Annotated in this window: 25 protein-coding genes; 15 read left to right on the top strand and 10 right to left on the bottom strand. The window is 63.6% G+C overall.

All coding sequences use genetic code 11. The features are described 5' to 3' along the window. Positions 1-175: 175 nt before the first annotated feature. Together NWI01_RS03220 and NWI01_RS03215 are read right to left on the bottom strand one after the other, a co-directional pair. On the bottom strand, positions 176-757 hold the full coding sequence (locus NWI01_RS03220) for a peptidoglycan-binding domain-containing protein (protein WP_141382503.1): 582 nt from the start codon (positions 755-757) through the stop codon (positions 176-178). 22 nt (positions 758-779) lie between these two features. Then, positions 780-2597 (bottom strand): PAS domain-containing sensor histidine kinase, encoded by a 1818-nt coding sequence (locus tag NWI01_RS03215; RefSeq protein WP_141382502.1) that lies wholly within the window; start codon positions 2595-2597, stop codon positions 780-782. Positions 2598-3017: 420 nt separating this feature from the next. On the opposite strand from NWI01_RS03215, the gene NWI01_RS03210 reads away from it, so the two are divergent. Then, complete coding sequence (locus NWI01_RS03210) at positions 3018-3434, top strand: DUF5330 domain-containing protein (protein ID WP_141382591.1); 417 nt, start codon at positions 3018-3020, stop codon at positions 3432-3434. A gap of 77 nt (positions 3435-3511) precedes the next feature. After that, positions 3512-3940 carry a SufE family protein gene (locus tag NWI01_RS03205; protein WP_141382501.1) on the top strand — a complete coding sequence of 143 codons (429 nt, stop codon included), beginning with the start codon at positions 3512-3514 and terminating at the stop codon, positions 3938-3940. A gap of 273 nt (positions 3941-4213) precedes the next feature. On the opposite strand, the gene NWI01_RS03200 is transcribed toward NWI01_RS03205, so the two are convergent. The 7 genes from NWI01_RS03200 to NWI01_RS03170 all read right to left on the bottom strand — a co-directional run bounded on the left by NWI01_RS03200 (position 4214) and on the right by NWI01_RS03170 (position 11628). Further along, positions 4214-4837, bottom strand: coding sequence for a DUF6456 domain-containing protein (locus NWI01_RS03200; RefSeq protein ID WP_141382500.1), 624 nt, complete (start codon positions 4835-4837; stop codon positions 4214-4216). Further along, positions 4824-5207 (bottom strand): helix-turn-helix domain-containing protein, encoded by a 384-nt coding sequence (locus tag NWI01_RS03195; protein WP_141382499.1) that lies wholly within the window; start codon positions 5205-5207, stop codon positions 4824-4826. Before NWI01_RS03195 ends, NWI01_RS03200 begins: the two co-directional genes overlap by 14 nt. Positions 5208-5351: 144 nt before the next feature. Beyond that, positions 5352-5765, bottom strand: coding sequence for a MucR family transcriptional regulator (locus tag NWI01_RS03190; RefSeq protein WP_141382498.1), 414 nt, complete (start codon positions 5763-5765; stop codon positions 5352-5354). A gap of 228 nt (positions 5766-5993) precedes the next feature. After that, positions 5994-6887: a hypothetical protein gene (locus NWI01_RS03185; protein ID WP_141382497.1), complete on the bottom strand. Its 894-nt coding sequence runs from the start codon at positions 6885-6887 to the stop codon at positions 5994-5996. A 312-nt stretch (positions 6888-7199) separates the two neighbouring features. Beyond that, positions 7200-8606 carry a M20/M25/M40 family metallo-hydrolase gene (locus NWI01_RS03180; RefSeq protein ID WP_141382496.1) on the bottom strand — a complete coding sequence of 469 codons (1407 nt, stop codon included), beginning with the start codon at positions 8604-8606 and terminating at the stop codon, positions 7200-7202. Positions 8607-8640: 34 nt separating this feature from the next. Then, complete coding sequence (locus tag NWI01_RS03175) at positions 8641-9933, bottom strand: glycosyltransferase family 87 protein (RefSeq protein WP_141382590.1); 1293 nt, start codon at positions 9931-9933, stop codon at positions 8641-8643. Positions 9934-10062: 129 nt separating this feature from the next. Beyond that, positions 10063-11628 (bottom strand): helicase HerA-like C-terminal domain-containing protein, encoded by a 1566-nt coding sequence (locus NWI01_RS03170; RefSeq protein ID WP_141382495.1) that lies wholly within the window; start codon positions 11626-11628, stop codon positions 10063-10065. A gap of 333 nt (positions 11629-11961) precedes the next feature. Here NWI01_RS03170 and NWI01_RS03165 point away from each other — a divergent pair, with 333 nt between their 5' ends. The 13 genes from NWI01_RS03165 to NWI01_RS03105 all read left to right on the top strand — a co-directional run bounded on the left by NWI01_RS03165 (position 11962) and on the right by NWI01_RS03105 (position 24793). Further along, complete coding sequence (locus NWI01_RS03165; RefSeq protein WP_141382494.1) at positions 11962-12216, top strand: hypothetical protein; 255 nt, start codon at positions 11962-11964, stop codon at positions 12214-12216. Further along, entirely contained in the window at positions 12213-12620 is a 408-nt protein-coding gene (locus tag NWI01_RS03160; protein WP_141382493.1) for a DUF4332 domain-containing protein, read from the top strand. The genes NWI01_RS03165 and NWI01_RS03160 overlap by 4 nt, the downstream gene beginning before the upstream one ends. Positions 12621-12703: 83 nt before the next feature. After that, positions 12704-13582 (top strand): dihydropteroate synthase, encoded by an 879-nt coding sequence (folP, locus tag NWI01_RS03155; protein ID WP_141382492.1) that lies wholly within the window; start codon positions 12704-12706, stop codon positions 13580-13582. After that, positions 13579-13944 carry a dihydroneopterin aldolase gene (folB, locus tag NWI01_RS03150; protein WP_141382491.1) on the top strand — a complete coding sequence of 122 codons (366 nt, stop codon included), beginning with the start codon at positions 13579-13581 and terminating at the stop codon, positions 13942-13944. The genes folP and folB overlap by 4 nt, the downstream gene beginning before the upstream one ends. 8 nt (positions 13945-13952) lie before the next feature. Next, positions 13953-14453 carry a 2-amino-4-hydroxy-6-hydroxymethyldihydropteridine diphosphokinase gene (folK, locus tag NWI01_RS03145; protein WP_141382490.1) on the top strand — a complete coding sequence of 167 codons (501 nt, stop codon included), beginning with the start codon at positions 13953-13955 and terminating at the stop codon, positions 14451-14453. A gap of 70 nt (positions 14454-14523) precedes the next feature. After that, positions 14524-16443 (top strand): methylmalonyl-CoA mutase subunit beta, encoded by a 1920-nt coding sequence (locus tag NWI01_RS03140; RefSeq protein ID WP_141382489.1) that lies wholly within the window; start codon positions 14524-14526, stop codon positions 16441-16443. Beyond that, positions 16440-16904 (top strand): GFA family protein, encoded by a 465-nt coding sequence (locus NWI01_RS03135; protein WP_141382488.1) that lies wholly within the window; start codon positions 16440-16442, stop codon positions 16902-16904. Before NWI01_RS03140 ends, NWI01_RS03135 begins: the two co-directional genes overlap by 4 nt. A gap of 6 nt (positions 16905-16910) precedes the next feature. Next, positions 16911-19076: a methylmalonyl-CoA mutase gene (scpA, locus tag NWI01_RS03130; protein ID WP_141382589.1), complete on the top strand. Its 2166-nt coding sequence runs from the start codon at positions 16911-16913 to the stop codon at positions 19074-19076. Positions 19077-19239: 163 nt separating this feature from the next. Continuing rightward, on the top strand, positions 19240-20052 hold the full coding sequence (locus tag NWI01_RS03125; RefSeq protein ID WP_141382487.1) for a DUF3298 and DUF4163 domain-containing protein: 813 nt from the start codon (positions 19240-19242) through the stop codon (positions 20050-20052). Then, positions 20049-21029 (top strand): methylmalonyl Co-A mutase-associated GTPase MeaB, encoded by a 981-nt coding sequence (gene meaB, locus NWI01_RS03120; RefSeq protein ID WP_141382486.1) that lies wholly within the window; start codon positions 20049-20051, stop codon positions 21027-21029. The genes NWI01_RS03125 and meaB overlap by 4 nt, the downstream gene beginning before the upstream one ends. 172 nt (positions 21030-21201) lie before the next feature. Continuing rightward, positions 21202-21843: a pyroglutamyl-peptidase I gene (locus tag NWI01_RS03115; RefSeq protein ID WP_141382485.1), complete on the top strand. Its 642-nt coding sequence runs from the start codon at positions 21202-21204 to the stop codon at positions 21841-21843. Positions 21844-22064: 221 nt separating this feature from the next. Then, positions 22065-23324 (top strand): multidrug effflux MFS transporter, encoded by a 1260-nt coding sequence (locus NWI01_RS03110; protein WP_141382484.1) that lies wholly within the window; start codon positions 22065-22067, stop codon positions 23322-23324. Between the two features lie 101 nt (positions 23325-23425). Continuing rightward, positions 23426-24793, top strand: a complete 1368-nt coding sequence (locus NWI01_RS03105; RefSeq protein ID WP_141382483.1) for a TIGR03808 family TAT-translocated repetitive protein — start codon at positions 23426-23428, stop codon at positions 24791-24793. 123 nt (positions 24794-24916) lie between these two features. On the opposite strand, the gene NWI01_RS03100 is transcribed toward NWI01_RS03105, so the two are convergent. Further along, positions 24917-25405: a TIGR03809 family protein gene (locus tag NWI01_RS03100; protein ID WP_141382482.1), complete on the bottom strand. Its 489-nt coding sequence runs from the start codon at positions 25403-25405 to the stop codon at positions 24917-24919. Positions 25406-25746: the final 341 nt, after the last annotated feature.

Below are 25746 nucleotides of genomic sequence, written 5' to 3'. Positions count from 1 at the left end.
GGGCATCCACGTCTTGAACCTGGATCTGATCAAAGACACCGATGGCCGGGACCATAGGCGAGCGAAGCGACGCCGTTCTTCGAACGGCTATGCCGGGCCATGACCGAAATAAACACGCCTCGACGATCCCGGCATGATCGGAAAATGCTCTGAATCCACGCAACAAAAGATCCCGCTAATCGATCGGCCGACCGGTCAGGGCAGCAAGCTCGCGTATGAGGCGATCCGACATCTGTCCGGTCACCGGCATCCGGCGCGCCTGCTCGAATTTCCGGATCGCGGTCTGGGTTTCGGTCCCGACCGTTCCTGTCGGCTTCAATTGACCAAAGCCATATTCCGTCAGCGCCCGCTGCACGGCGGCGATGCGGCGATTTGCATTGATGATGTCGGCAACGGGATCGCTATGCGGCCCGGCCTGTTTGACGGGATTGGCGGATGCATCCGCCGCACTCGCGCGCGGTTCGGCCCGTCCCGCCTCATCCGCCTCGACCGGGCGAGGCCGCGGCAACGGATTGCCCTGCTGCACCGCGTTGCCCTGCCGCACCGGAGAAATCGTGACAGCCGATCCGAATATCGGCGACGGATGATGGCCGGCCTGCATGAACATGGCGTTGGCGATGATTGCGCCGGCGGCGGCAAAAGCCATGCTCCCGGCGACCAGATCTTTCGGGCTGTGCATGAGAATGCGCATCGCCAGACCACGCTCCTCGTCAGCCCCGCTCTTTCCGGTTGCCACGCTGCGACGGCGTGGCCGCATCCCATCCTCTCCAACAACTTTTCTAGGCACTCTTCCTCACCCGATAACCCTGGTCCTGCTTGCCGGAGCGGGAGGCCGGCGTCAGCGTCGCGATGTTGTTCGACAGCGGTTCGGCGACGGGCACGAGCGTCAACGGCAACATGACGGTGACCGTGGTCCCCTCTTCCACCTTGCTCTGCACGTCGATCTCGCCCCGGTGCAACGCAACGAGACTCTTGACGATCGACAGTCCGAGTCCGGTCCCTTCATGACGGCGCTGGTAGGTTTTTCCAGCCTGGAAGAAGGGGTCGCCGATCCGCTTGAGATCTTCCTGCGCGATGCCGACGCCGTTGTCCATCACCCGCAGCACCATGCGCGCCGCCTCGACGCGAGCGGAGATCGTGACGCGGCCGCCACGCTCCGTGAACTTGATCGCGTTCGATACCAGATTCAAAACGATCTGCCGGAACGCACGCGGATCGCCGACCATCTGCGGCAGATTCTCCGGAACACGCGTGACCAGTTCGATGCCGTTGTCGCGCGCCTTGAGCGCGAGCAGATTGCTGCCGCTGAGCAGCACCTCGCGCGGCGCGAACGGCTCGGGCAATATCTCGAAACTTCCGGATTCCATTTTCGACATGTCGAGAATGCTGTTGACCACCGATAACAGATGCTGGCCGGAATCGTTGATGAGCTGGGCATATTCCTTGCGGCGCGTGGCATCGAGCGGCAGGGTCGCCTCCTGAACGATCATCTCCGAGAATCCGATGATCGCATTGAGAGGCGTTCGCAGTTCGTGACTCATGGTCGCGAGAAACCGCGTCTTGGCGGCGTCGGCGCGCTCGGCCGCGGTGCGCGCCAGATCCAGCGCGTGCTCCTGCTGCTTCCGGTCGGTAACGTCCCGCATCACCGCGACGACTTCCGGTTCGGCCGGAGAGGACGGCTCAAGCGGCTGACAACGCATCTCCACCCATATGAAATTCCCGGAAGCATGCGCCTCGAAATTCGCATCGGACGCGGCTTCGCGCCTGAGCCTGAATTCGACGCTCTGCGCGCCCTTGCCCAGCGCAGCCGCCGCGAGCGTGGTGAGATAGGCCGGGCGATCAGCAACGTGGACCCGGTCGAACAGACCATGGCCCTGCAACTCCGACACCGGCACGCCGAGCAGAGATTCCGCGGCCGGCGAAATGAACTGCACGGCTCCGTTGCGCCTGTGGCGCGAAATCACATCGCACATGTGGCGCGCCAGCAGGCGATAGCGGTCTTCCTCGACGTTCAGCAGCGAGGCGCTGGTGCGCATCAAGGCTTCGCTGCCGAACGCGACGCCAGCAGCGTAGATCATGGCGGACGCAATGCCGAACGCCATGAAAACGCCATGCGCCGCCGCGCCGGCATCGGGCGGCAGAACATCAAGATAACTCATCGCGATCAGCGCGAGCAGGCATGTCCCCGCAAGCATCGAGGCGAAAGCGACGACGCGGCGGGATGCGGACAGCGCCGCCTCCAGCGGAATCACCACGAGCCACACGGCAGCGAAGGATCCAATCCCGCCGGTCGGAATCGCGATCATCATGACGAGACCGGCGAGCGCGATCGACGACAGCATGTGCGCGCTTTCGTAGCGGCCGGTCCGCGACAGGAAATAGGACAGCAGAATCGGAACGACGAGCCAGGCGAACGCCGTCACTTCCAGCGCCGACGGCGCACCGCGGATAGCCAGATACATCGGAAACGCCGCGAGCGCGGCCAGGCTCCCGAGCAGCCTTGGCGCCATGAAAGTTCGATGCCGCGCCCGCGTCAACGCGTCGTATCGCGCCGACGGATGCAGCAACGCGTCGAGACGGTCCTTGATGATGCTCAATGCATTCACGTCTTCTGCGCTTCAGCTTACGTCGCACTCGACGTGCCGGAACGCCCCCATTTTGTGGGTCCAACGTGTCAGAGCGAACTTAAGCGAACGCTAAGGCGCACCTCGCTTCGTCACGAAACGGCACAGGCGGATGGCTCTTTATCACCTCGCAACGCCTTCTTCGGCGCGGATGGTGAACGCAAGGTTTCCACCATCTCGTACCGACGGTGCAGAGAACCGACGGCGGCGAGCGGTCGTCAACACGCATCAAGCAAAAATTTACGCCGAATCGAATTCGAGCGCCGTTTACGGGATTTTGTTGGCCCGGCGGCGGCGGACAAACGGGGGATTCAGGACCATTTGATACGGAAGGGAACAGATTGCGAAATTCAACGCAACGCGACGAAGATCAAAGACGCATGGGGACGCGACATGTTTTTCCTGCTTCGCATGGCATTCTGGCTCGGGCTCGTGCTCGTGCTGCTGCCGAGGGATGAGGCGCCCGAGGCCAACAAGGCTCCCCGGATCGGAGCTTCCGAGGCTGTATCGGCCGCCACGGCCGCCGTATCGGACATGACTCAATTCTGCACGCGGCAGCCTGCCGCCTGCGAAGTCGGTGGCCAGGCGGCCGCCGTCATCGGCCAGCGCGCGCAAGACGGTGCCAAAAAGCTCTACCGGATCATCACCGACAAGCGCCCTCCCGACCATACGGGGTCGATCGACACCGTCCCGGCGGTCGAAACGGCGGCTTCCGGCGACACGCAGCACGACACCCTGACGCCGGAGGACCTGCAGGCGGAATGGCGTCTCACCACTCCCAACGCCGTTCCGAGGGAACAATTCCCGTAGATCGCCCGGGACCACATCGATTTAATGCGTCCTTGGCCCTATATTAGGGGGCCGGGACACGCTACACACGAGCCGTGATGACGATCGACGAGATCAGGGACAACTTTGAACTCCTGGAAGAGTGGGACGACCGCTACCGGTACGTCATCGAGCTCGGGCGTACCCTTGAGCCCATGAGCGAGGCCGAGCACTCCGCGGCCAACAAGGTGCAGGGCTGCGCCAGTCAGGTCTGGCTGTCGCTCAAGACCAGCCGCGACCCTGACAGCGCCCCGGTGCTGACCTATGTCGGCGACAGCGACGCGCATATCGTGCGAGGGCTGATCGCGATCCTGCTGACGCTTTATTCGGGCAGGAAGCCGCAGGACATTCTGGACACCGACGCCATCGCCGTCTTCGACGAACTCGGCTTCCGCGAACATCTCACGCCGCAACGTTCCAACGGCCTGCGCGCCATGGTCGAGCGCATTCGCAGGGACGCGCGCGAAGCGCTGGCCGCGGCCGCCTGAAACCGATCAGAACCGATTTCCGTTTCGCTTCCGCAATCATGCACAAGCGGAAGCGAGAGGGAATGCGAGGCGCACGCGCGACAAGCAGTCCCGCCTGTTCGAACCGCCTCTAAAGCATGTTTCTTTTGGATGAACTCAACAGCCCGTCATACCCGGCCCTGTGCCGGGCATCCACGTCTTGGAATTTCAGCGAAGAAAGAAGTAAAGACGTGGATGGCCGGGACATGCCCGGCCATGACGGAGCAGAGTGTTTCCGTCAAAATGCAAGCCGCTCTAGCCACTCGTGAACCTTGCATCGCTCGCCAGCCAGGTCCGTACATGGGCACTGGTTTCCCCGCGCGCCTGAATGCCGTAGTGCCTGGCGAGCCTGTCCAGCGCCAGTTGCAGGACCACTTTCGCCGATCTCGAGGGCCAGCCGCGCTCACGCTCGACATCCTCAAGTCCGCGAAGAAAGCAGCAGACATCCATCAGCAGGCCGGAGAATTCCGGTCCGCACGCCTCCAGCGCCAGCCGCACCCGCTGCCGCGCCGCGACGATCAGATCGGTCATCTCGCAGGGGCCAACCCCGGACCCGCGCGGGCGTCCTCCGGTCGGCGCCGACCAGTTCGAGGTCACTCGCGGCGTCAGGTTCCCCCGCGTGAAATCCGCGCGCAGTCTTTCACCGGCCGCGAACTGATCCCGGCTGATCATGGCGCGTCCGTCACGGCCCTTGCGGCGCGCGAGCCAGGCGAGAGGGCTCTCGCTGTCATCGACCATCACGGTCGCAACGCCCGCGTCGGTCATGATCTCGCGCTCGGCCAGCGCGAGATGCTGCGCGCGGAACCGGTCCACGATTTCCGCCGGCCTGCTCTTGGAGCGGCGCGACGATTGCCGGCTGCCGCGATCAGACGCCGGCATCGGACGCTCCTTCGAAGCGTTCATCACAAACCGCGCACATCGCCTCGAGCGCCGCGAGCCGGCGATCAAGTCCGGCATCGTCGCGACTGTCTTCCACGACGCGGCAAGCATGAGAGACCGTGGTGCGATCGCGATCGAAGACACGGCCGATCGCCTCGAAACTCAAAGCGAAACCAACGTGCGCGAGATACATCGCGACCTGTCGGGCATATGCGGCGCGTGGCGCGCCGCGGGTCGGCGCTATCACCACAGCAGCGTCGAGTTCAAACTCCTCGGCGACCAGTCGCGCGATAGTGTGACAGATTCGCGTTGCCGAGGTTGGCGAGCGTCGAACAGACGTCGGTGAAGCGGATGGATGGATCAGAAGCATGGAGCGGCCCCTCTAGGAATATAGTCATATCCTAGAGGCTATTACCTCCCCGGGGATAGCATTTTCATCAAAATTTGACAGTCGAATGCCGCGCCGGGTAACGGTTTTGGATAATAATCCTAACGTTCGGTAGTCAGCGGCCCCTTATTTTCGGCGTCGGCGCTGCTGACCGAGGCCCATGTTCTTGGCCAGCTGCGATCGCGTGACCGCGTAGTTGGGAGCCACCATGGGATAGTCCGCAGGGAGCTTCCATTTGTCCCGATACTGCTCGGGACTCATGTTGTACTGCGTGCGCAGATGGCGCTTGAGCGATTTGAACCGCTTTCCGTCCTCCAGGCAGATCAGGTAGTCGGCGGTCATCGATTTCCTGACCGGAACGGCCGGCTTGGCCGGTTCCACCGGCAATTCGCCGCGGCCGGAAGACACGCGCGTCAGCGCCGCATGCACCTGATTGATAAGGGCGGGAATTTCCGAGGCGGGCGTGGCGTTGTTACTAAGGTAGGCGGACACGATCTCCGCCGTGAGGTCGAGAAAGCTTTTACCGGCTGAATCACTCATGATTTCAATTTTCCGGATCGCAAGGCATCGGCACACTCCGAATGCGATCAGAATCGGCCTTTACGCAACCTGCATGATATGAGCGGATTGCCGGGGGCATGACAAGAACGACACGGACACACACAGAGTTTATTTTGAGCATTTTCCGGCGAAGTGGATGCCGGTTCGCCGCAAGGAAATGCGACCAGACAATAGCTTCTGGAGTATGGTCCGATTCAGCTGATCGGATCATGCTCCTGGAGACGATCCGCCGGAACCCTGATCGAGATGCGCGCGCAATTGATCAATCGACGCAAATCGCACCACTCCTTCCGGGAGTTGGGCATCGATCGCGCCATCTGAATAGAGCGAATAGGCCATTCCGTTGACAACACCCGACCTCAGCACAGTGGTTGGAGAAACAGTGGCCGGAGAAACAGTGGCCGGGGAAACGTTACGATCCGCAGCGCCGGCCAGTTGATCGCCTCTCGTTGCCGGTCTCGATGCCGGCCTGGGCATTTCATGATCGGCAGGATGGACCGCAGGCGCGGACAGGCCGGACCGTTCCGCGCGCCCCTGCTCGCGCTCCCTGACCGTGGATGCAAACAGAAGATTGCGCCGTGGCTTCGGCTGCGAAGGCTGGTCGGAGGATGCCTGGAATTCGGCATCCGGGACGGGAGCAACTGTCGCGCGATCGCGGTCGGCGGGCGCGTGATCGCGCTCGGGCGCTTGCCCCTGCCGGCGTTGCGACAGGACAGAGGGGGCGGCGCGCAGATCACTTCCCGCAGCTGGCGCTAGCCGACCGCCGTCCGCCAACGGTGGACTATCCGCGATTGGCCGGCCCGGTGGAATGGGCACGCGGACATCTTCTGCATGCATGCTACTGTGGTGGACGGTAACCGCTCCGGAGCCGAACCGGTCTCCTGAGCCGAACCGGTCTCCGGAACCGAGTAGGTCCGCGACCTTTTGCAGTTCGCGGACAACGACCGACAGGCTGACCATTATCAGACCGGTACAGGTCACGACCGCGCCCGATACGATCATGGTATCGCCGAAGCTGAACTCCTTGATGGGAATTCCGAAGGCGACCATCACCAGACCGGTCACGAACACACCGAACCCGGCGATCGAAAGTACGCTCATCCAAAGCTCCCCCTGACGAGCGCGCCTGGCCGCCATGCCATCCGCCCCGCCGCCTACCGATCCAGCCGCCATTATCGGCGACACGATGGCGAAGGGGTTAACTTCGGGCGGCGAAAATGGTTCAATTCAGCGGCATCGAAGTCTTTCACCGCATCATGGAAACGCTGAAAGACTCTGTTTTGACGCGTTTTCGAGCGAGGCCCATCCGAACTTGTCTGGCGGCGGATTTGATGTAGGCTCGGCCATCATCCCTCTGCACGTCGACTCCAGCGCCGCCCAATTCCGGGCGGCGTTGTCACATGCAAGATAGCTTCAACGCGGCGCCTCGGCCAGCGCGGCGAGAATCCGGGCCCACGACCGGATTCCCTTGTGAAAACTTTTCAGGTCGTACTTCTCGTTGGGCGAATGGATGTTGTCGTCTTCAAGGCCGAAGCCGACCATCACGGTGTCGAGCCCCAGCGACGTCTTGAAATCGGCAACAATCGGAATCGACGCGCCGCAGCCGATCAACAGCGCTTCCTTATTCCATTCCTCGGTCAAGGCCTGCTTCGCCGCCGCCAGCGGCTTCATATTCCAGTCCAGCGCAATCGCGGGCGCGCCGGCGTGATCGAGAAACGCGACGGAGCAGTCGGCCGGCACCCGCTCCTTCACGAAAGCACGGAAGGCGTCGCGTATCCTGCCGGGCACCTGACCCTCGACGAGGCGGAACGAGATTTTCGCCGACGCCTGCGCGGGAATGACCGTCTTGGAACCTTCTCCCGTATAGCCACCGACAATTCCGTTGATGTCGCAGGTCGGCCGCGACAACAGCTGCTCGATCAGCAGGCGATCCTTTTCACCGGCAGGGATCGAAAGCCCGATCGGCTTCAGGAATCGATCCGGCGTCAGATCGAGTTCAGCCCATTGAGCGCGGATTTGGGGCGGCAAATCCTTCACGTCATCATAGAAACCGGGAATCGCGATGCGGCCGTCATCATCATGGAGATCGCCGAGGATTCGCGTCAGGATCCTGATCGGGTTCTGAGCGCCGCCGCCGAAAAGGCCGGAATGCAGGTCGCGGTTCGCGGCCTTGATGATCACTTCCTCATAGACCAATCCGCGCAGCGACGTGGTGATCGCCGGCGTGTCGGGATCCCACATGCCGGTGTCGCACACCAAGGCAAAATCCGCGGCGAGATCCTTCTTGTTCTGTTCGAGGAACGGCACGAAGTTTTTCGAGCCCACCTCTTCCTCGCCCTCGATCAGGATCGTCACGTCAAGCGGGAGTGAACGGGTCACCGACATCCAGGCGCGGCAGGCCTCGACGAACGTCATCAGCTGGCCCTTGTCGTCTTCCGCGCCGCGCGCCACGATGATCTTGCGCCCGTCCGCATGGCTGGTGACAACCGGATCGAACGGCGGGCGATGCCACAGATCCAGCGGGTCGACCGGCTGAACATCGTAGTGGCCATAAAACAGAACATGCGGCCGTGACCCGGTGTTGCCTTTGCTTTTGGCCACGATCGCGGGATGGCCCGCGGTCGGGCGAACCTCGGAAGCAAAATTCAGCGTCGCGATATCGGCCGCGAGATGATCGGCGGCCGCCTTGCAGTCGCCCACGAACGCTGGATCGGCCGAGATCGATTTGATGCGCAGCAGCGCGAACAGCCGCTCCAGGCTGTTGTCGAAATCCGCATCGATGTGGTCGAGGACGTTTTGCAGTTGCGATGTACCGGACATTCTGTTTCCCCTCGAATTGCGGTCGGACAATCTTTCAGATTCGCGGTTGCGCGGTCGAATGCGGATCGCGCGCCGGCGGCGGATTGAGAATATGCCAGACCAATGCGGCCACCAGCACGAAAGTCGCGGCGATGTTGTTTCCGGCGGCCTGAAGAATCTTCGGAAATACCGGCAGCGACAGCGCCATCAACGCAAATGATGCGCCAAGCGCCAGACGCGAGATCGCCCGCGCCTTGGGCCGGCCATCGAGCGCGGCGCGATGAAACAGAACCGTGATCGGAAAGAACAGCCACACGAAGTAATATTGACGCGCCAGCGGCGAAGCGAGCGTCATCAGGCAGAACAGAATCCCGACCTCCTCGGCGATCGATCTCTGCGTCATGTTCGCCCGCGCGGGAATGATGGCGATGAAGCCCAGCCCTATCGCGGCGAAGACGGCGAGCACGATCCAGTTCGCCGTCCTGTAATCGACATCCGCGACATTCATGTATTGCGCCGGCTTGGCGGGATCGATCTGGTTATAATTGACCGGGCGCACCAGCCGGTGCGTGACCGCGACGATGGACTGATTGACCCAGGACCAGTTCTGGGCGTCACGCTGCCCGAACCCATGCTCCGAGTTCGATCCGATCATTCCACGGTACCATGTGGTCAGTTCCGAGACGTTGCGGTCGAAACCACGGATCGGAGCCGGCGCCAGAAGCAGCAAAACGCCAAGGAACGCGACCATGCTTATCGCGCTTTTCCAATGGCGGCGCCAAAGCAGATACGGCAGCACGGCGACGGGAAAGACCTTGATGGCCGCCGCGAGCGCGAACATGCCTCCCGACAGCCACCCGCTCCCGCGCCACAGGCACCAGAACCCGAACAGCATCATCGCAAGCAGAACGAGGTTGGGCTGCCCGAGATCGAACATGTCAAAGACGAAGGGAAGCGTGACGATTCCCGGCAAGGCCTCAAGCCATGGATCAGGGGTCTTGCCCGACCCCGTCATGGCGTTGGAGAACTGCGCCGTCATCCACCATGCGACGGCATTGAGAAGGCACAGGCCGAGATAAAGCGGAAGCTTTCCGAAGGCGCTCGGCAGGGCGAGCAGAATGGCCGACAGCGGCGGGTAAAGGAATGCAAAGCCGTCGTTCGGCCCCTGCGGATACAGATCGCCGCCGTGCAGGATCTGCTGCCCTGCCCAGTACCACAGCGGATAATCCTTCGTCTTGCCATGACCCCAGATCTCGGGGACAAGAACGTCGGCGGTCAGCAGGATGCAGGCCACGAGAAACAGGACATCCAGCGGGCGCCGGAGCGACGGCCATCTCAGCACGGGCATTTTTCCGTTGTCACGCGGCGGCATCGTCCGCGCGCTCTGCGTTATCAGATGCGCTCCCCGCTGCAAACGGTGTCGCTTGCCTCCGCCGAGGCGCAACCCTGCGGCGGAAGCCCGTAACCGCCCGCGCGCTCACCGCCGCAGCAGTCCTCCCAGCGCGCCGCGCACCAGCGCGCGACCGACCGAACCGCCGACCGAACCGCCGACCGACTTGCCGAGATCGGCGACGATGCCTCCAACCACCTTGTTGGTGACGGAGCGCGTGACGTTGCGCGCGATCACCTGCCCGGTCGACAATCTGCCGCGGGGCGTATTGGTCCCGAATATGCTGCCGACGATCGATCCGATCTGGCCAAGAACGCCGCCGTTCGATCCATCAGCCGCCGCCGCGGTGTCCTCGACCCGTTTCTGAAGCAGCTCGTAAGCCGATTCGGAATCGATCGCGGTGTCGTACTTTCCCTTCACCGGGCTGCGGGCAATGAGTGCCTTGCGTTCCTCGGGAGAGATCGGGCCGATCCGGGCAGACGGAGGCCGTACCATCACCCGCTCGACCACAGCCGGCGTTCCGTTGCCTTCGAGGCACGACACCAGAGCCTCGCCCTTGCCAAGTTCGGTGATGACCCGCGCCGTGTCCAGCTTCGGATTTGGCCGGAACGTTTGCGCCGCCGCGGCGACGGCCTTCTGATCGCGGGGCGTGAATGCGCGCAATGCATGCTGAACCCGGTTGCCGAGTTGAGCGAGCACCTTGTCCGGGACGTCGATCGGATTCTGGGTCACGAAATAAACCCCGACGCCCTTGGAGCGGATCAGCCGCACCACCTGCTCGATCTTGTCCATCAGCGCCTTGGGCGCGTCGTTGAACAGAAGGTGCGCCTCGTCGAAGAAGAACACGAGCTTCGGTTTCGGCGGATCGCCGACCTCCGGCAAGCGTTCGAACAGTTCCGACAACATCCACAGCAGGAACGTCGCATAAAGCCGCGGGTTCTGCATCAGCTTGTCGGCGGCCAGAATGTTGATCATGCCGCGGCCGTCGCGATCGGTGCGCATGAAATCATTCAGATCCAGCGCCGGCTCACCGAAAAACCTGTCGCCGCCTTGATGTTCGAGCACCAGAAGCCGGCGCTGGATCGCTCCCACGCTTTGCCTGGACACATTGCCGTATTGCGTCGTCAGTTCCGCCGCACGTTCGGCAATAAAGGACAGGATGGCGCGAAGATCCTTCATGTCGAGCAGCATCAATCCCTGCTCGTCCGCCACCCGAAAAGCGATGTTGAGCACGCCCTCCTGGGTCTCGTTCAGATCCATCATCCGGGACAACAGCAGCGGACCCATTTCCGACACCGTGGCGCGCACCGGATGGCCCTGCTCACCGAAAACATCCCAGAAAATTGTCGAGAACTGATCGGGCTGGAACTCAAGCCCCATCGTCCCGGCGCGGTCGAGGATGAAGTCCCTGGCTTCGCCCGGTTCTGAAATGCCGGACAGATCGCCTTTGATATCGGCGACGAAAACCGGCACGCCCGCGCGAGAAAATCCTTCCGCCATCACCTGAAGCGATACGGTTTTTCCGGTTCCGGTGGCGCCGGTGACGAGACCGTGTCGATTGGCGAGGCCCAGCGTCAGCCACACCGGCTGCTCACCCTTGCCGATGAAGATGCCCTGATCGGTATCGCCGATCCCGGTCGCGGTCTTCGCCATGAGCGCCTCTTTTTGTGATCCGTCGTCGAACTCTTATTCTACTTCAAGTTCCGCGCCGATTGAAGCCGGCCAAACGCCGCGAGAACGCTCGAAATCTTCCGGCCCGAGCTACACGCGGATCATCGCCACGGAATCATTCTAACCGGCGGCAGACGATCGCGTCTTTTTGACCTGAGTTCAGGCAGGCGAGTCTTGCATCTCGGCAACACTCGCGGTGCGATTGCATGTCAACAGCCGTTTGTCCTGTTTCCTGACTTGTCTTTCGCGTCTCGGGCATATCAAGATGAACGTATAAATAACGAGCCGGCGAGCAACCGGCGGAGGCGGGGTACCATGAACGATCTGGTGGAGCGGCGTGCCGCGACAGCTGGCATCGCTGTCGCGCGAGCGGCCGTCGGTACGATTCCGATCTTTCGCAGCAAGGAAAGACCGGCCGGCGAGGTTCGATCCAAGATTCAGTCCAGGATTGAAGCAATGTTCGGTGCGAAAGCCGGCGCGGAGAACGCGATCGCGGCTTCCCGAAAGCGCATGGGCCGTTCGACGTTCGCCGGCGCGCAAGAAGCATCGCGGTATCCCCGAACGTCATGACATACTCGATCTCCAAGCTTGAAGGGCTGAGCGCCTTCGAGGCCAAGAAGCTGAGGTCGATCGGCATTCGAACAACCGACGCTTACCTTGAAGCGGCGCGCACGTCGAAAGGCCGCAAGGCGCTCTCCGCCAGAACCGGCATCAGCGAACAGCAACTGCTGGAGTGGGCCAACCTCGCCGACTACATGCGCATTCCCGGAATGGGCAACGGCAAGACCAAGCTGCTGCGCGCGGCCGGCGTCACGACGGTACGGGAACTCACGCACCGCAATCCGGCCCGGCTGGCTCAGGCCATGAAAGATGCGAACGCCAGGCGCAAGCTTGTCAGCGCCCTTCCCTCGGAAAAGTCGATCGGCGACCTGATCGCGCACGCGCGAAAGCTTCCGCTCAAGATCACCTATTGAGCTTTCCATCGTTGCAAGCCGGGCTGCCCTGAACAAGCTTTTCGCGCCTTGACAGCATGTCCGGGACCGCGCAAAGCCACCGCATGACATCGGCGGATTCCATGTCCAGCGTTGTGACGGATGATGCGCGTCATCCCGCGCTTGAGGTGCTGCTGTCGCGCCCCTGCCCGGCGGTCATGGGGATCCTGAACATCACCCCCGACTCGTTCTCCGATGGCGGTCAGTTCATGACACCCGACCGGGCCGTGGCGCAGGCGCGCCGCATGATCGCGGACGGGGCCGACATCATCGATATCGGCGCGGAGTCCACCCGCCCCTACGGATCGCAGCCGGTCTCGCGCGACGAGGAAATGCGGCGGCTGGAGCCGGTGTTCGCCGCGGTGGTCGCGCTTGGAATTTCCGTCTCCATCGACAGCATGAAGTCTTCCGTGGTGGAGTGGGCGCTCGGGAACGGCGCCGCGATCGCCAACGACGTGTGGGGATTGCAGCGCGATCCCGACATGGCCCGCGTCGTCGCCGCGCGCAACGCGCCCGTCATCATCATGCATAACCGGGATAAGCCCGGTGGCACGCTCGACATCATGCGGGACATCACAGCGTTCTTCGAACGATCTCTGAAGATCGCGGCGCAGGCCGGCATACCCGCCAGCCGCATCGTCCTCGATCCCGGCATCGGATTCGGCAAAACGCCGGAACAGAGCATGGTCGCGCTGGCCCGGCTCGGCGAATTGCAGACCTTCGGATTGCCGGTTCTCGTGGGCGCGTCCCGCAAGCGCTTCATCAGCACGGTGACGCCATCAGAGCCGCAACAACGGCTCGGCGGCTCGCTCGCCGCGCATCTGATCGCGGCAAGAGGCGGCGCGCGCATCATCCGCACACACGATGTGGCCGAGACGGTGCAGGCGCTGCGGGTGGCGCACGCCATCGAGTCCGCAACACAGCCGGGATCATTTGAACCATGACCGATACGATATTTATCCGCGGCCTCGTGATTCACGCGCAGCACGGCGTCATGGCGCACGAGACCGAGGTCGGCCAGCGCTTCGTGATGGACATCGAACTGTCCACCGACCTGTCCGAATCCTCCCGCACCGATCGTCTCGCCGATACGGTGTCCTATGCCGGCGTGGTGGCGACGGCCAGCGCCGCGTTCAAGAACGCCAACTACAAGCTGCTCGAACGCGCCGCGGGAGCGGTCGCCGATGCGGTGCTGGCGGCTTATCCGCGCGTGAGGACGATCACGATCACCGTCCACAAACCGCACGCCCCGATCCCGGCGATCTTCGACGACGTCGGCATTTCACTCACCCGCGGCAGGGACTAGCCGTCGCGATGGCCAGCGTCCTGATCGCGCTAGGGGGCAACGTCGGAGACGTCAGGCAGACGTTCCGCAAGGCCATCGCCAACATCCGCGGCATGGCGCAGGCCGCGCTGCTCGCCCGTTCGTCCGACTACGCCACGCCGCCATGGGGCGAGCAGAACCAGGCTCGCTTCATCAACGCCTGCATCGAGATCGACACCGGCCTCGACCCCCACGCGCTGCTGTTCACACTACAGAAGATCGAGAAGAAATTCGGCCGCGACCGCGCCGCCGAACAACGCTGGGGACCGCGCACGCTGGATCTCGATCTGATCGCCTATGACGACGCCGTTCTCGACAGGCCGGAGCTGACGCTGCCGCATCCGCGCCTGTTCGAGCGCGCCTTCGTTCTGGTTCCGCTTGCCGAAATCGCGCCGGACCGCGTGATCGCGGGGCGAACGCCCGCCAGGGCGCTGGCCGACATATCAACCGCCGGAATCGAACGCCTCCCCGACCTTCCTGATCGCGCGTAAACGACCGTTTGGCTTGTCCGCCGCCGCGTGGCATTTTGATGATCCGGATTCTGCCGGACACGAGCGAACAATGCCCGCTGCTCCCCATGAACCCATCGATCCGCCGCTCGCAGCCGATTTCGCACCGGCGACAGCGTCAGACTGGCGCAAGCTGGTCGATGGCGTGCTGAAGGGCGCGCCCTTCGAGAGGCTGGTGGGAAAGACCTATGACGGTCTCCGGATCGAACCGGTCTATACGCGCGCAGAAGGCGCCTCCCCGATCGCCGGCCGCGCCGCGGCCACGCCATGGCGGATCATGCAGCGGATCGATCATCCCGATCCCGCGCTGGCCAACACGCAGGCGCTGCACGACCTCGACAACGGCGCCGGCGGCCTGACGCTGGTATTCGCAGGCGCCAATGGCGCGCGCGGTTTCGGACTGCCGCCAACCGCCGAGGCTGTCGCCAAAGTGCTGGACGGCGTCTTCCTCGATGCAGGCATCACCATCGAGTTGCAGACCGGCCCGCGGTGGCGCGAGAGCGCGCTCCAGATCGCGGACGACATCAGGATCAAGGGAGTCGACCCGGCCACCTGCGATATCCGCTTCGGCCTCGATCCGCTCGGCGCCTGCGCTGTATCGGGAGCAAGCCCCGGCGCGCGGGCTGAGATCGTTGCGGCCGTGGCGGATGCCGCGAAGACGCTTGCCGCCAGGGGATTCAAAGGGCCGTTTTTTGTCGCCGACGGCCGCGTGATCCACGACGCCGGCGGATCGGAGGCTCAGGAGCTCGCCTTCGTCCTGGCGTCGGCGGTGGCCTGGCTTCGAGGACTTGAAAGCGCCGACGTCGTTCTCGAAGACGCGCGCGGCATGATCCACGCGCGGCTCAGCGCTGATGCCGACCAGTTCCTGACGCTGGCCAAATTCCGCGCGCTGCGGCTGTTGTGGGCGCGGGTCGAGCAGGCTTGCGGCCTCGCGCCGAAGCCGTTGCTGATCGCCGCCGAAACCGCATGGCGGATGCTGACCCGGCGCGACCCCTACATGAATATGCTGCGCGCCACCGTCGCGGCATTCTCGGCAGGTCTCGGCGGCGCTGACAGCGTCTGCGTGCTTCCGCATACGCAGGCATTGGGCCTGCCGGACGCCTTCGCGCGACGCATGGCGCGCAACACGCAACTCATCCTGCTGGAGGAAGCCAACCTCGCCAAAGTCGCGGATCCGGCGGCAGGCTCGGGCGGCATCGAGACCTTGACGCATGAGCTTTGTCAAAAGAGCTGGGTGCTGTTTCAGGATATCGAGAGAGCGGGCGGAGCGTTCGCCGCGCTCGAACAGAACCTGATCCAGCGCGGCGTCGCCGCGACGCGCGACGCGCGCCAGACCAATGTCGCAAAACGGCGCGACGTGCTCACCGGCATCAGCGAATTTCCTGACCTGCACGAAACGCCGATCGACGTGCTCGACGTCGCGCCTGTGACGCTCGCGCCCTCCGGCAAGACAACAATCAGCTTCGAGGCGCTGACGCCGATGCGGCTGGCCGTCCCCTTCGAACAACTGCGCGATCGTTCCGACGATTGGCTCAAGGCCACCGGCGCGCGGCCGAAGATCCTGCTCGCCACTCTCGGCGCGCCTGCCGACTTCGCCGCGCGCGCGGCCTTTGCCAGAAGTTTTTTCGAGGCCGGGGGCATCGAGGCCGTCGATTTGCTTTCCTCCGGCGCGCGGCGAGGAAATGTTGAAGACGCCGCTCGGCGAGAAGATGAAAACGCGCTCGCCAAAGCCTTCAAGGCATCCGGCGCTCGAATGGTCTGCCTGTGCTCCTCGGATGAGGTCTATGCCGAACAGGCGATGCTCGCAGCGCGGGCCTTTCATGCCGCGGGTGCAGGCCATATCTATCTGGCGGGACGACCGAATGAACTGGAACCTGTGTTGCGCCAGGCAGGCGTACGCGATTTCATCTTCGCGGGGAACGATGCGTTGGCGGTGCTGAACGAGGTCTGGCAGCGACTGGAGCGACCATGACAGAGCAGATGAGCCCGTCGCTGACCGGCGGATGCCAGTGCGGCGCCATTCGTTTCGCACTGACGGCCCCGCCGGTGCGGATCAGCATCTGCCACTGCCGGATGTGCCAGAAAGCGACCGGCGCGCCGTTTGCGTCTTTCGCCGACATCCCGCGCGAGAACTTTCGCTGGACCAGAAGCACGCCGGCGACGTTTCGTTCGTCCTCGATCGCGGAGCGCGCTTTCTGCCCCGCCTGCGGCACGCCATTGAGCTTCAGCCGTATCGGCGGCCCCTGCATCGAGATCATGACCGGCGCTTTCGACCGGCCCGACCTGCTGGTGCCGACAGGACAATACGGAACGGAATCCCGGCTCGGCTGGATTGCGACCATCGTCAACCTGCCGAGCCATACCACGCCCGAAAATTACGGACCGGAGAAGATGGCGACCATCATCAGCCACCAGCACCCGGACCATGACTGAACGATGATGGCCCGCGTTCCGGATTTCGCCGACGTGGCGTTCGAGCGGGTCGCGCCTCCCGTCGCCGACGGCTTCGAACCATCCCCGGAAGTCTGGCTGACCCCGGAAGGCATTCCGGTCAAACCCGCCTATTCGGAAGCCGATCTTGACGGGATCGACTTCCTCGACACATGGCCCGGCATCGCGCCTTACCTGCGCGGCCCCTACCCGACCATGTATGTCAACCAGCCCTGGACCATCCGGCAATATGCGGGCTTCTCGACGGCGGAGGATTCCAACGCCTTCTATCGGCGTAATCTCGCCGCCGGCCAGAAAGGGCTGTCGGTCGCCTTCGACCTCGCCACCCATCGCGGTTACGATTCCGATCACCCGCGCGTTTCGGGCGACGTCGGCATGGCGGGCGTCGCGATCGATTCCATCTACGACATGCGCACGCTGTTCGCCGGCATCCCGCTCGACCGGATCAGCGTATCGATGACCATGAACGGCGCGGTGCTCCCGATCCTCGCCTTGTTCGTCGCGGCTGCCGAGGAACAGGGCGTCCCGGCGGAAAAACTCTCGGGCACCATTCAGAACGACATCCTCAAAGAGTTCATGGTACGCAACACCTACATCTATCCGCCCGCGCCTTCGATGCGGATCGTCTCCGACATCTTCGCCTACGCCTCGCGCAGGATGCCGAAGTACAATTCCATCTCCGTCTCCGGCTACCATATGCAGGAAGCCGGCGCGACGCAGGATCTGGAGCTGGCCTATACGCTGGCCGACGGCGTCGAATATGTCCGCGCGGGCCTCAAGGCAGGCCTGGACATCGACCGCTTCGCGCCGCGGCTGTCGTTCTTCTGGGCGACCGGCATGAACTTCTTCATGGAAGTCGCCAAGATGCGCGCCGCGCGGCTGTTATGGGCCAGGCTCATGAAGCCCTTCGATCCGAAGAATCCGCGATCGCTCTCCCTGCGTACCCATTGCCAGACTTCCGGCTGGTCGCTGACCGCGCAGGACGTTTTCAACAACGTGATCCGCACCGCGATCGAAGCGATGGCGGCGACGCAAGGCCATACACAATCGCTGCACACCAACGCGCTGGACGAGGCGCTGGCGCTGCCGACCGATTTCTCCGCCCGCATCGCCCGCAACACCCAGCTTTTCCTGCAGCAGGAGAGCGGCACTACGCGCATCATCGATCCCTGGGGCGGCTCGCATTACGTCGAACGGCTCACGCACGACCTCGCAACGAAGGCCTGGGGCCATATTCGCGAAGTCGAGGAACTCGGCGGCATGGCCAGGGCGATCGAGGCCGGCGTGCCGAAGCTGCGCATCGAGGAAGCGGCGGCCCGGACGCAGGCCAGGATCGATGCCGGGGCGCAGGTCGTGATCGGCGTCAACAAGTACAAGCCGGAGCATGAGACGCCGATCGACGTGCTCAGGATCGACAACAGCGCCGTCCGCCGCTTGCAGATCGAGAAACTGAAACGATTGCGCGGCGAGCGCAGGCAGGAGGATGTCGATGCCGCGCTGGCGGCGCTGACGCGCTCGGCCGGCGAAGGCAACGGCAACCTGCTGGCGCTCGCGATCGACGCCGCGCGCGCCAAGGCGACCGTCGGCGAAATTTCCGACGCGATGGAGAAGGTGTTCGGCCGGCATCGCGCCGAGATCAGGTCGATCACCGGGGTCTACAAGCGCGAGGTGTCCGCGATGTCCGACAAGGTGGAGAAGCTGCAACGGCTCATCGACGCCTTCGATGAGGCCGAGGGCCGCCGCCCGCGAATTCTCGTCGCCAAGATCGGCCAGGACGGCCACGACCGCGGCCAGAAGGTGATCGCTTCCGCCTTCGCCGATATCGGCTTCGACGTCGATATCGGACCGTTGTTCGCGACAGCGGAGGAAGCCGCGCGGCAGGCGGTCGAAAACGACGTGCACATTCTCGGCGTGTCCTCGCTCGCCGCCGCGCACCTGACCACGGTGCCGGAACTGAAGGCCGCGCTGAAAAAGCAGGGCCGCGACGACATCATGATCATCGTCGGCGGCGTGGTGCCGCCGCAGGACTACGATGCGCTTTATAAAGCCGGCGCGGAGGCGATCTTTCCTCCCGGCACGGTGATCGCGGACGCCGCCGAAGACCTGATCCACAAGCTCAGCGCGCGACTTGGACACGAAGCGACGGTGGAGTAGCGAAGGGGTTTTTCAAATCTCCACAAATGACCGTCATGCCCGCGCTTGTCGCGCGCATCCACGTCTCTATGATCCGGACTCCAGGACGTGGAAGGCCGGGACATAGGCGAGCGAAGCGACGCCGCTCTTCGAACGGCTATGCCCGGCCATGACGAGGATTGCCATGATCATCAGACCCGGTTCTATCGTGAGTGCGCTTCAGAAACTTTCATGTCTCGCGGCAGTGCTGGGACTCGCGGGCATCGCTCCCGCCATCGCAGCCGAACCCAAGCCCGACGCCGCCGTCAAGATGAAATACATCGACGCCAGCGTCACGCTCGAAAAGCAGATCAGGACCAATGCGCCGCTGGCGGAGAACCTGCTCGCGGAAGGCAAGCATTGGATCGAGGAGAACCGCGGGAATGCGGCGAAGGAGTTCAAGGCTTCGCCGGAATTGTTCCGTGACGGTCGCGCCTGGACCTTCGAACGCAGCTACGCCCAAACGTCGAACGTCGGCGGCCGGTACGTCAGCATCGTGCGCACCGACTATGTCTATACCGGCGGCGCGCATCCCAATACGCTCATCGATACGATTCTGTGGAACGATGAGACGAGGAAGCAGATCAGCATCCGTCCGTTCTTCAAGGAAACCGCCGACAACGGCCCGACCCTGAAAGCGCTGCGCGACGCCGCCATCGCCGCCGTGAAGGCCGAGAAGAAGGAACGCGGCATCGAGGATTCCGGCGACATCGACTGGTATCAGGGCATATTGCCAGCGCTGCTGAAGGTCGGAGCCATATCGCTGGCCCCTTCCACCGTGGCCGGAAAGAGTGCCGGCCTGGCGTTTCATTACTCGCCCTACGCAGTCGGTCCCTACGCCGAGGGTTCATATACCGTGTTCGTGCCGTGGGAGACCTTCAAGGCGCATCTGTCGCCGCAGGGCCTTGCGATCTTCGGCGGCGACCGTCCTCCCGATACAAAGCCTGACGCCGAATGAACCGCCCGCTCGTTATCCCGAGCATTGCCGCCGATATTCGCGCTGGCAACCGCGCGGCGCTGGCGCGCGGTATCACCCTGATCGAAAGCCGCCGCGCCGATCACGAGGCTACCGCGCGCGAACTGGTGCAGGAGCTTTTGCCGGCGACCGGCAACGCGATCCGCGTCGGCATCACCGGCTCACCGGGTGTCGGCAAGTCCACCACCATCGATGCGCTCGGCATGGACCTGATCGCGCGTGGCCACAGGATCGCCGTGCTGGCGGTTGATCCTTCCTCCGTGCGCAGCGGCGGCTCGATCCTCGGCGACAAGACGCGGATGGCGCGGCTGGCGGCGGCGGAAGCGGCCTACATCCGGCCCTCGCCCGCCGCCGGAACGCTCGGGGGCGTCGCGGCCAGAACGCGCGAGGCGATGCTTTTGTGCGAGGCGGCGGGTTTCGACGTGATCCTGGTGGAAACCGTGGGAACGGGACAGTCGGAAACCGCCGTGTACGACATGACGGATTTCTTTCTCGCCTTGATGCTGCCCGGCGCCGGTGACGAACTGCAAGGCATCAAGAAAGGTCTGGTCGAACTCGCCGACATGATCGCGGTGAACAAGGCCGACGGCGATAACCTGTCACGCGCCAACCGCGCGGCGGCCGAATATCGCAGCGCGCTTCATATTCTCAGCCCACGCTCCGAAAACTGGTCTCCTCCGGTGCTGACTTACTCGGGGCTGACGGGATCAGGCATCCCGGAGCTTTGGCGGAAGATCGTCGAGCACCGCGCCGCGATGAACAAATCCGGCGAGTTCGCACAACGGCGCAGCCGGCAGCAGGTGAAGTGGATGTGGTCGATGTTCGAGGATCGCATCAAGGCGCGCCTGCGCAACGATCCCGCGATCCGCGCGAAAGTGAAGGCGACCGAGGCCGCGGTCTCCGAGGGCCGCGTCACGCCGGCGCTGGGAGCAAGCCAGATCGCGGAGTTGTTGCGGTGAATTGCACTGTTTCCGCGACCGTCATGCCCGGCCGTAACCGTTCGAAGAACGGCGTCGCTTCGCTCGCCTGTGTGCCGGGCATCCACGCCATTTCTTGTGGCAGGCTTCCAAAGGCACGACGTGGATGGCCGGGACATCTGCACGAAGACGCGCTTCGCGCTTTTGCCCGGACATGACGACGCCCCTCCGCATTCTCGTCACCGGCTTCGGCCCCTTTCCCGGCGCGCCGTTCAATCCGACTGTTCCGCTGGTCAAACGACTCGCCAAGTTGCGCCGGCCCGCGCTGGACGGCGTTACGATCACAACCCACATCTTCGATGTCGCCTATGCGACGGTGGATTCCGAACTGCCGCAGCTCCTTGCAACGCATCGTCCGCACGCGCTCCTGATGTTCGGGCTGGCGGCGCGCACCCGCTGGCTGCGGATCGAGACGCGCACGCGAAACGCGATGACGACGATCTGGCCGGACCTCGACGGCGCGCGGATTCACAAGGGCGTGATCGCGGGCACGGCGGATGCGCGCGCCTTCGGACCGCATGTTTTCAGGCTGCTGCGCGCGGCACGGCTGACCGGCATCGACGCCCGCGCCTCGCGCGATGCCGGCAGCTATCTTTGCAATTATCTCTGCTGGCGCGCCATCGAGGCCGCCGATCAACAGGCGGGCCCGCGCCTCGCCGCGTTCATTCATATTCCGGCGCTGAAGCGCGACGGCTCGGCTGCCGTTCCCGGCGGCATGACGCTGGCGCATCTCGTCGATGCCGGCGAGGCCATGCTCATGGAAATGGTGAAGGCGGCGCGGCAGACGGGGCTATAGAGCTTTCGGGCGCGCCAAGACCCGCCAAATCAAATGGACAGCCATATTCGAAACGGGCACTGTGCCGCGCAACAGAGCATGATCCCGAAGAGTGGAAACCGGTTTTCGGATATGATCGTGCTCAATCGCAAAGAGAGAATGCCAGAGTCTGATTCAACGCGGTTGAACCAGACTCTGGCGGCATCGATAAGGCTGCGTACCGATCCTTCCGAGACACATCGATGACCGACGCCGATATGGACGGATGGGTGTCGCGAGCCCATCAGCCGAGAGGGTTCCCTGAATTCGTCGCCCTCGTCGCCTGCATCATGGCGCTGAACCCGATCGCCACCGACATGATGCTGCCGGCGATGCCGGACGTCCGCGATGCCTACGCCATCGCTCACCCCAATCATGTCCAGGCCGTGATCTCGGTGTATCTGGCCGGCTTCGGCGCGGGCCAGTTCATCATGGGGCCGCTGTCGGACCGGTTCGGCCGCCGCCCGATCCTGATCGGCGGAATGCTGCTCTACAGCGCGGCTGGCCTGTTGTCGGTGGTCGCGTCCTCGTTTGAAACGATGCTGCTGGCGCGCGTGCTGCAGGGCGTCGGAAGTTCCGCCGCCCGCGTCATCGCCACCTCGATCGTGCGCGACTGCTACAGCGGCCGGCGCATGGCGAGCGTGCTGTCGCTGGCGATGATGATCTTCATCTCGGTGCCCGTGCTTGCGCCGTCGATCGGTCAGGCGATTCTGCTGTTCGCGGAATGGCGCGGCATCTTCGTGGTGCTGACCGCCTACGGTCTGCTCGCTTTGCTTTGGTGCGCGCTCCGATTGCCGGAGACCCTGCCGCCCGCCGGGCGCAAGCCGCTGACCGCCGCGAACGTGTTGGATGCCTATCGCCAGACCATTACCAACCGCCAAACCATCGGCTACGCGCTCGCCACCGGCGGCGTGCAGAGCGTGCTGTTCGCCTATGTGTTCTGCTCGCAGCAGATCTTCACCGACATCTACGGCCTCGGCGATTATTTTCCGCTCGCCTTCGGTGCGATCGCCATCGGCATCGCCGCCGCGGGTCTGTTGAACGCGCGCATCGTCGGGCGGTTCGGCATGCGGGTGATCTCGCACGGCGCGCTGACAGGATCGGTTGTGATCTCGATGCTGACGCTGCTCGCGGCGTGGCAGGGATGGCTGTCGTTTCCGGTTTACATCGCGTTTGCGATCGGCACGATGTTCGCGTTCGGGCTGATGTTCTCGAATTTCACCGCGCTCGCGATGGAGCCGCAAGGCCATATCGCCGGAACCGCCTCATCCCTGTTCGGCTCGATCACGACATTGATAGGCAGCGGCGTCGGCGCCATGATCGGGCAGGATTTCGATGGAACTATGCTGCCGTTCACAGCAAGCGCCTTCCTTTGCACCATCGCCGCCTTGGTCGTCGTGATCGTTGTCGAGCGCGGACGGTTGTTCGTGCCGCACAATCCGGCGGTCCCGCCGCCGCGTTAACGCGAAGCGGTATCCATCCCTGGGTCAAGCCCGGGGACATGCCTTGCTCGAAAACGCGATCGACGTAAGATGCTCGCCTGCCTCAAAAGGATCAGCCATCCATGGATATCGACCGCCGCCATATCCTCGGAGCTTCCGCCGCCGGCATCATCGGTGCGCTGGCGATGCCGGCGAATGCACTCCGCGCGGCGGCGCTGACATCGACGCTGGGGCGTGACGCCGCTCATTATGGCGTGCGGCCCAACGCCACCGGCGACCAGACCCGCGCGCTGCAACGGGCGATCAACGAGGCCGCGAGCGTCAACGCGCCGCTCGCGTTGCCGCCCGGCGTCTATCGCACCGGACCGCTGCAACTCGCCAAGGGATCGCAACTCGTCGGCGTGCGCGGCGCGACCACGCTGACCTTCACCGGCGGCGCTTCGCTGCTGGCAGCCGAGGGCGCCGACCACATCGGCCTCAGCAATCTCACCCTCGATGGCGGCGGCATTCCCCTTCCCGATCGGCGCGGCCTGGTCCATTGCCTCGGCGGCCGCGATGTCCGGATTATGGATTGCGCGATCACCGGCAGCGGCGGCAACGGCATCTGGCTCGAAAATGCCGCCGGCGAGATCAGCGGCAATCTCATCGAGAAGATCGAAACGACGGGAATCGTTTCCTTCGATGCGCTCGGGTTGACGGTCGCGCGCAACACCATTCGCGAGACAAGGGATAACGGCGTCGAGATCCTGCGCACCGCCATCGGCGACGACGGCTCGATCGTCACCGGCAACCGGATCGAGAACATCAAGGCCGGCCAGGGCGGCTCCGGCCAGCACGGCAACGCCATCAACGCCTTCCGCGCCGGCAATGTCATCGTCAGCGGCAACCGCATCAGCGACTGCGATTACTCCGCCGTGCGCGGCAACTCGGCATCGAACATTCAGATCACCGGCAACAGCATCAGTAATGTGCGCGAGGTGGCGCTCTATTCCGAATTCGCCTTCGAGGGCGCGGTGATCGCCGGCAACACCGTGGACGGCGCGGCGGTCGGCGTCTCCGTCAGCAACTTCAACGAGGGCGGCCGGCTTGCGGTCGTACAAGGCAACATCATCCGCAACCTGTTGCCGAAACGACCGATCGGCACCGCGCCCGACGACGACGCCGGCATCGGCATCTACATCGAGGCGGATACGTCGGTGACCGGAAACCTCATCGAGAACGCACCGTCGTTCGGCATCATCGCGGGCTGGGGTAAATATCTCCGCGATGTCGCGATCACGGGCAACGTCATCCGTAAAACCTTCATCGGCATCGGAGTTTCGGTCGTGGACGGCGCAGGCACGGCGCTGGTCAACACCAATGTGATTTCGGATGCGCCGCGCGGCGCGGTGGTGGGACTCGACCACGCCAGGCCCGTGACGCCGGATCTTTCCATCGCTGGCGCCGCCAAGTTCACGCAGATCGTCATCGGCGCCAATGCGGTGCGTTGAAACGAGGTTCGCGTTTTCGAGCGAAACATGTCCTCGGCCCGACCCGAGGATGCAATCCGGTTCGCGTGAAGACGAGGCGTCAGAACACAAAGACTCTGACGTGACGTACTCCTTCGCGACGGATCACCCTGTTCTGGCGTATCGAAGGATCGGATAGCGCATCTGAAGGGTTTTCAGATCCGGCAAAACGCCGGTGGGCCGGTCAGCATCCCGCGCATTCTTTCCAGCCGGCGCTTCGTCCTTCGCTCGCAGCGTCGCACACTCTTGCAAGCCGATAACCGTCCGCGGTGCATAAGGTATCGCAGCTCCGGCTGACGACTGCCCGGTGTCAGGAGCGGGAGGGGGTTCCGAGGGCCGATCGAGCCGCGACCAGTCGAATGCACGATTGTCCGGCGTCGCCTCACGCTGGGCCAGCCTGCGCCAGGTTTCGACGACGGTCTTCGCCTCGCGCAGGTTTTCCATGAAGGCGTTTTCGGAATGGTAGCGTCGCCACCTGCCGCTTTCATAAAGCTCGATCAGAAAATCGAGCCGCTGTTCGGCAAGCACACACCAGCGATTCAGGATGTCTTGAGCGAGGTCGGGCGCGCGCCCGGCGTCGTATCGTTGGGTCATGGTTGGGGACAGTCCGCAGGAGGAAAACGGACGCAGACGCAACGAACGAATCAATTCAGGCAATTTCTGGATATTCTGTGGAAAACTTTGGCGAAGTCCAGCACTTTGTGGCGCGAATATGTCCCCACTGTGAAGGCTGGCACTATAGCGTTTTCGAGCGAAGCATGTCCTCGGGCGCGACCCGAAGATGGAATCCGGTTCGCGCGAAGAAAACGCGTCAAATCAAAATCATAGAGCTTCGCTTCTGATTCAACAGAAGCGAAAATGCTCCAGGCGGCAAGGACCGCCGGTTTCGCAGGACATCGAGGGAGGTATCCTGCCGGCTGGTCGACAGGTTTGCG

Origin of the sequence: Nitrobacter winogradskyi (assembly GCF_006539545.1) — a bacterium.
GTDB classification, from domain to species: Bacteria; Pseudomonadota; Alphaproteobacteria; order Rhizobiales; family Xanthobacteraceae; genus Nitrobacter; species Nitrobacter winogradskyi_A.
This window is presented reverse-complemented; position numbering and strand designations above follow the sequence as displayed.

Excerpts from the sequence above, each read along its gene's own strand:
- NWI01_RS03220 (WP_141382503.1), bottom strand. The coding sequence starts at position 757 with ATGCGGCCACGCCGTCGCAGCGTGGCAACCGGAAAGAGCGGGGCTGAC.
- NWI01_RS03210 (WP_141382591.1), top strand. The coding sequence starts at position 3,018 with ATGTTTTTCCTGCTTCGCATGGCATTCTGGCTCGGGCTCGTGCTCGTG.
- NWI01_RS03205 (WP_141382501.1), top strand. The coding sequence starts at position 3,512 with ATGACGATCGACGAGATCAGGGACAACTTTGAACTCCTGGAAGAGTGG.
- NWI01_RS03200 (WP_141382500.1), bottom strand. The coding sequence starts at position 4,837 with ATGCCGGCGTCTGATCGCGGCAGCCGGCAATCGTCGCGCCGCTCCAAG.
- NWI01_RS03195 (WP_141382499.1), bottom strand. The coding sequence starts at position 5,207 with ATGCTTCTGATCCATCCATCCGCTTCACCGACGTCTGTTCGACGCTCG.
- NWI01_RS03190 (WP_141382498.1), bottom strand. The coding sequence starts at position 5,765 with ATGAGTGATTCAGCCGGTAAAAGCTTTCTCGACCTCACGGCGGAGATC.
- NWI01_RS03185 (WP_141382497.1), bottom strand. The coding sequence starts at position 6,887 with ATGAGCGTACTTTCGATCGCCGGGTTCGGTGTGTTCGTGACCGGTCTG.
- NWI01_RS03180 (WP_141382496.1), bottom strand. The coding sequence starts at position 8,606 with ATGTCCGGTACATCGCAACTGCAAAACGTCCTCGACCACATCGATGCG.
- NWI01_RS03175 (WP_141382590.1), bottom strand. The coding sequence starts at position 9,933 with ATGCCCGTGCTGAGATGGCCGTCGCTCCGGCGCCCGCTGGATGTCCTG.
- NWI01_RS03170 (WP_141382495.1), bottom strand. The coding sequence starts at position 11,628 with ATGGCGAAGACCGCGACCGGGATCGGCGATACCGATCAGGGCATCTTC.
- NWI01_RS03165 (WP_141382494.1), top strand. The coding sequence starts at position 11,962 with ATGAACGATCTGGTGGAGCGGCGTGCCGCGACAGCTGGCATCGCTGTC.
- NWI01_RS03160 (WP_141382493.1), top strand. The coding sequence starts at position 12,213 with ATGACATACTCGATCTCCAAGCTTGAAGGGCTGAGCGCCTTCGAGGCC.
- folP (WP_141382492.1), top strand. The coding sequence starts at position 12,704 with ATGACATCGGCGGATTCCATGTCCAGCGTTGTGACGGATGATGCGCGT.
- folB (WP_141382491.1), top strand. The coding sequence starts at position 13,579 with ATGACCGATACGATATTTATCCGCGGCCTCGTGATTCACGCGCAGCAC.
- folK (WP_141382490.1), top strand. The coding sequence starts at position 13,953 with ATGGCCAGCGTCCTGATCGCGCTAGGGGGCAACGTCGGAGACGTCAGG.
- NWI01_RS03140 (WP_141382489.1), top strand. The coding sequence starts at position 14,524 with ATGCCCGCTGCTCCCCATGAACCCATCGATCCGCCGCTCGCAGCCGAT.
- NWI01_RS03135 (WP_141382488.1), top strand. The coding sequence starts at position 16,440 with ATGACAGAGCAGATGAGCCCGTCGCTGACCGGCGGATGCCAGTGCGGC.
- scpA (WP_141382589.1), top strand. The coding sequence starts at position 16,911 with ATGGCCCGCGTTCCGGATTTCGCCGACGTGGCGTTCGAGCGGGTCGCG.
- NWI01_RS03125 (WP_141382487.1), top strand. The coding sequence starts at position 19,240 with ATGATCATCAGACCCGGTTCTATCGTGAGTGCGCTTCAGAAACTTTCA.
- meaB (WP_141382486.1), top strand. The coding sequence starts at position 20,049 with ATGAACCGCCCGCTCGTTATCCCGAGCATTGCCGCCGATATTCGCGCT.
- NWI01_RS03115 (WP_141382485.1), top strand. The coding sequence starts at position 21,202 with ATGACGACGCCCCTCCGCATTCTCGTCACCGGCTTCGGCCCCTTTCCC.
- NWI01_RS03110 (WP_141382484.1), top strand. The coding sequence starts at position 22,065 with ATGACCGACGCCGATATGGACGGATGGGTGTCGCGAGCCCATCAGCCG.
- NWI01_RS03105 (WP_141382483.1), top strand. The coding sequence starts at position 23,426 with ATGGATATCGACCGCCGCCATATCCTCGGAGCTTCCGCCGCCGGCATC.
- NWI01_RS03100 (WP_141382482.1), bottom strand. The coding sequence starts at position 25,405 with ATGACCCAACGATACGACGCCGGGCGCGCGCCCGACCTCGCTCAAGAC.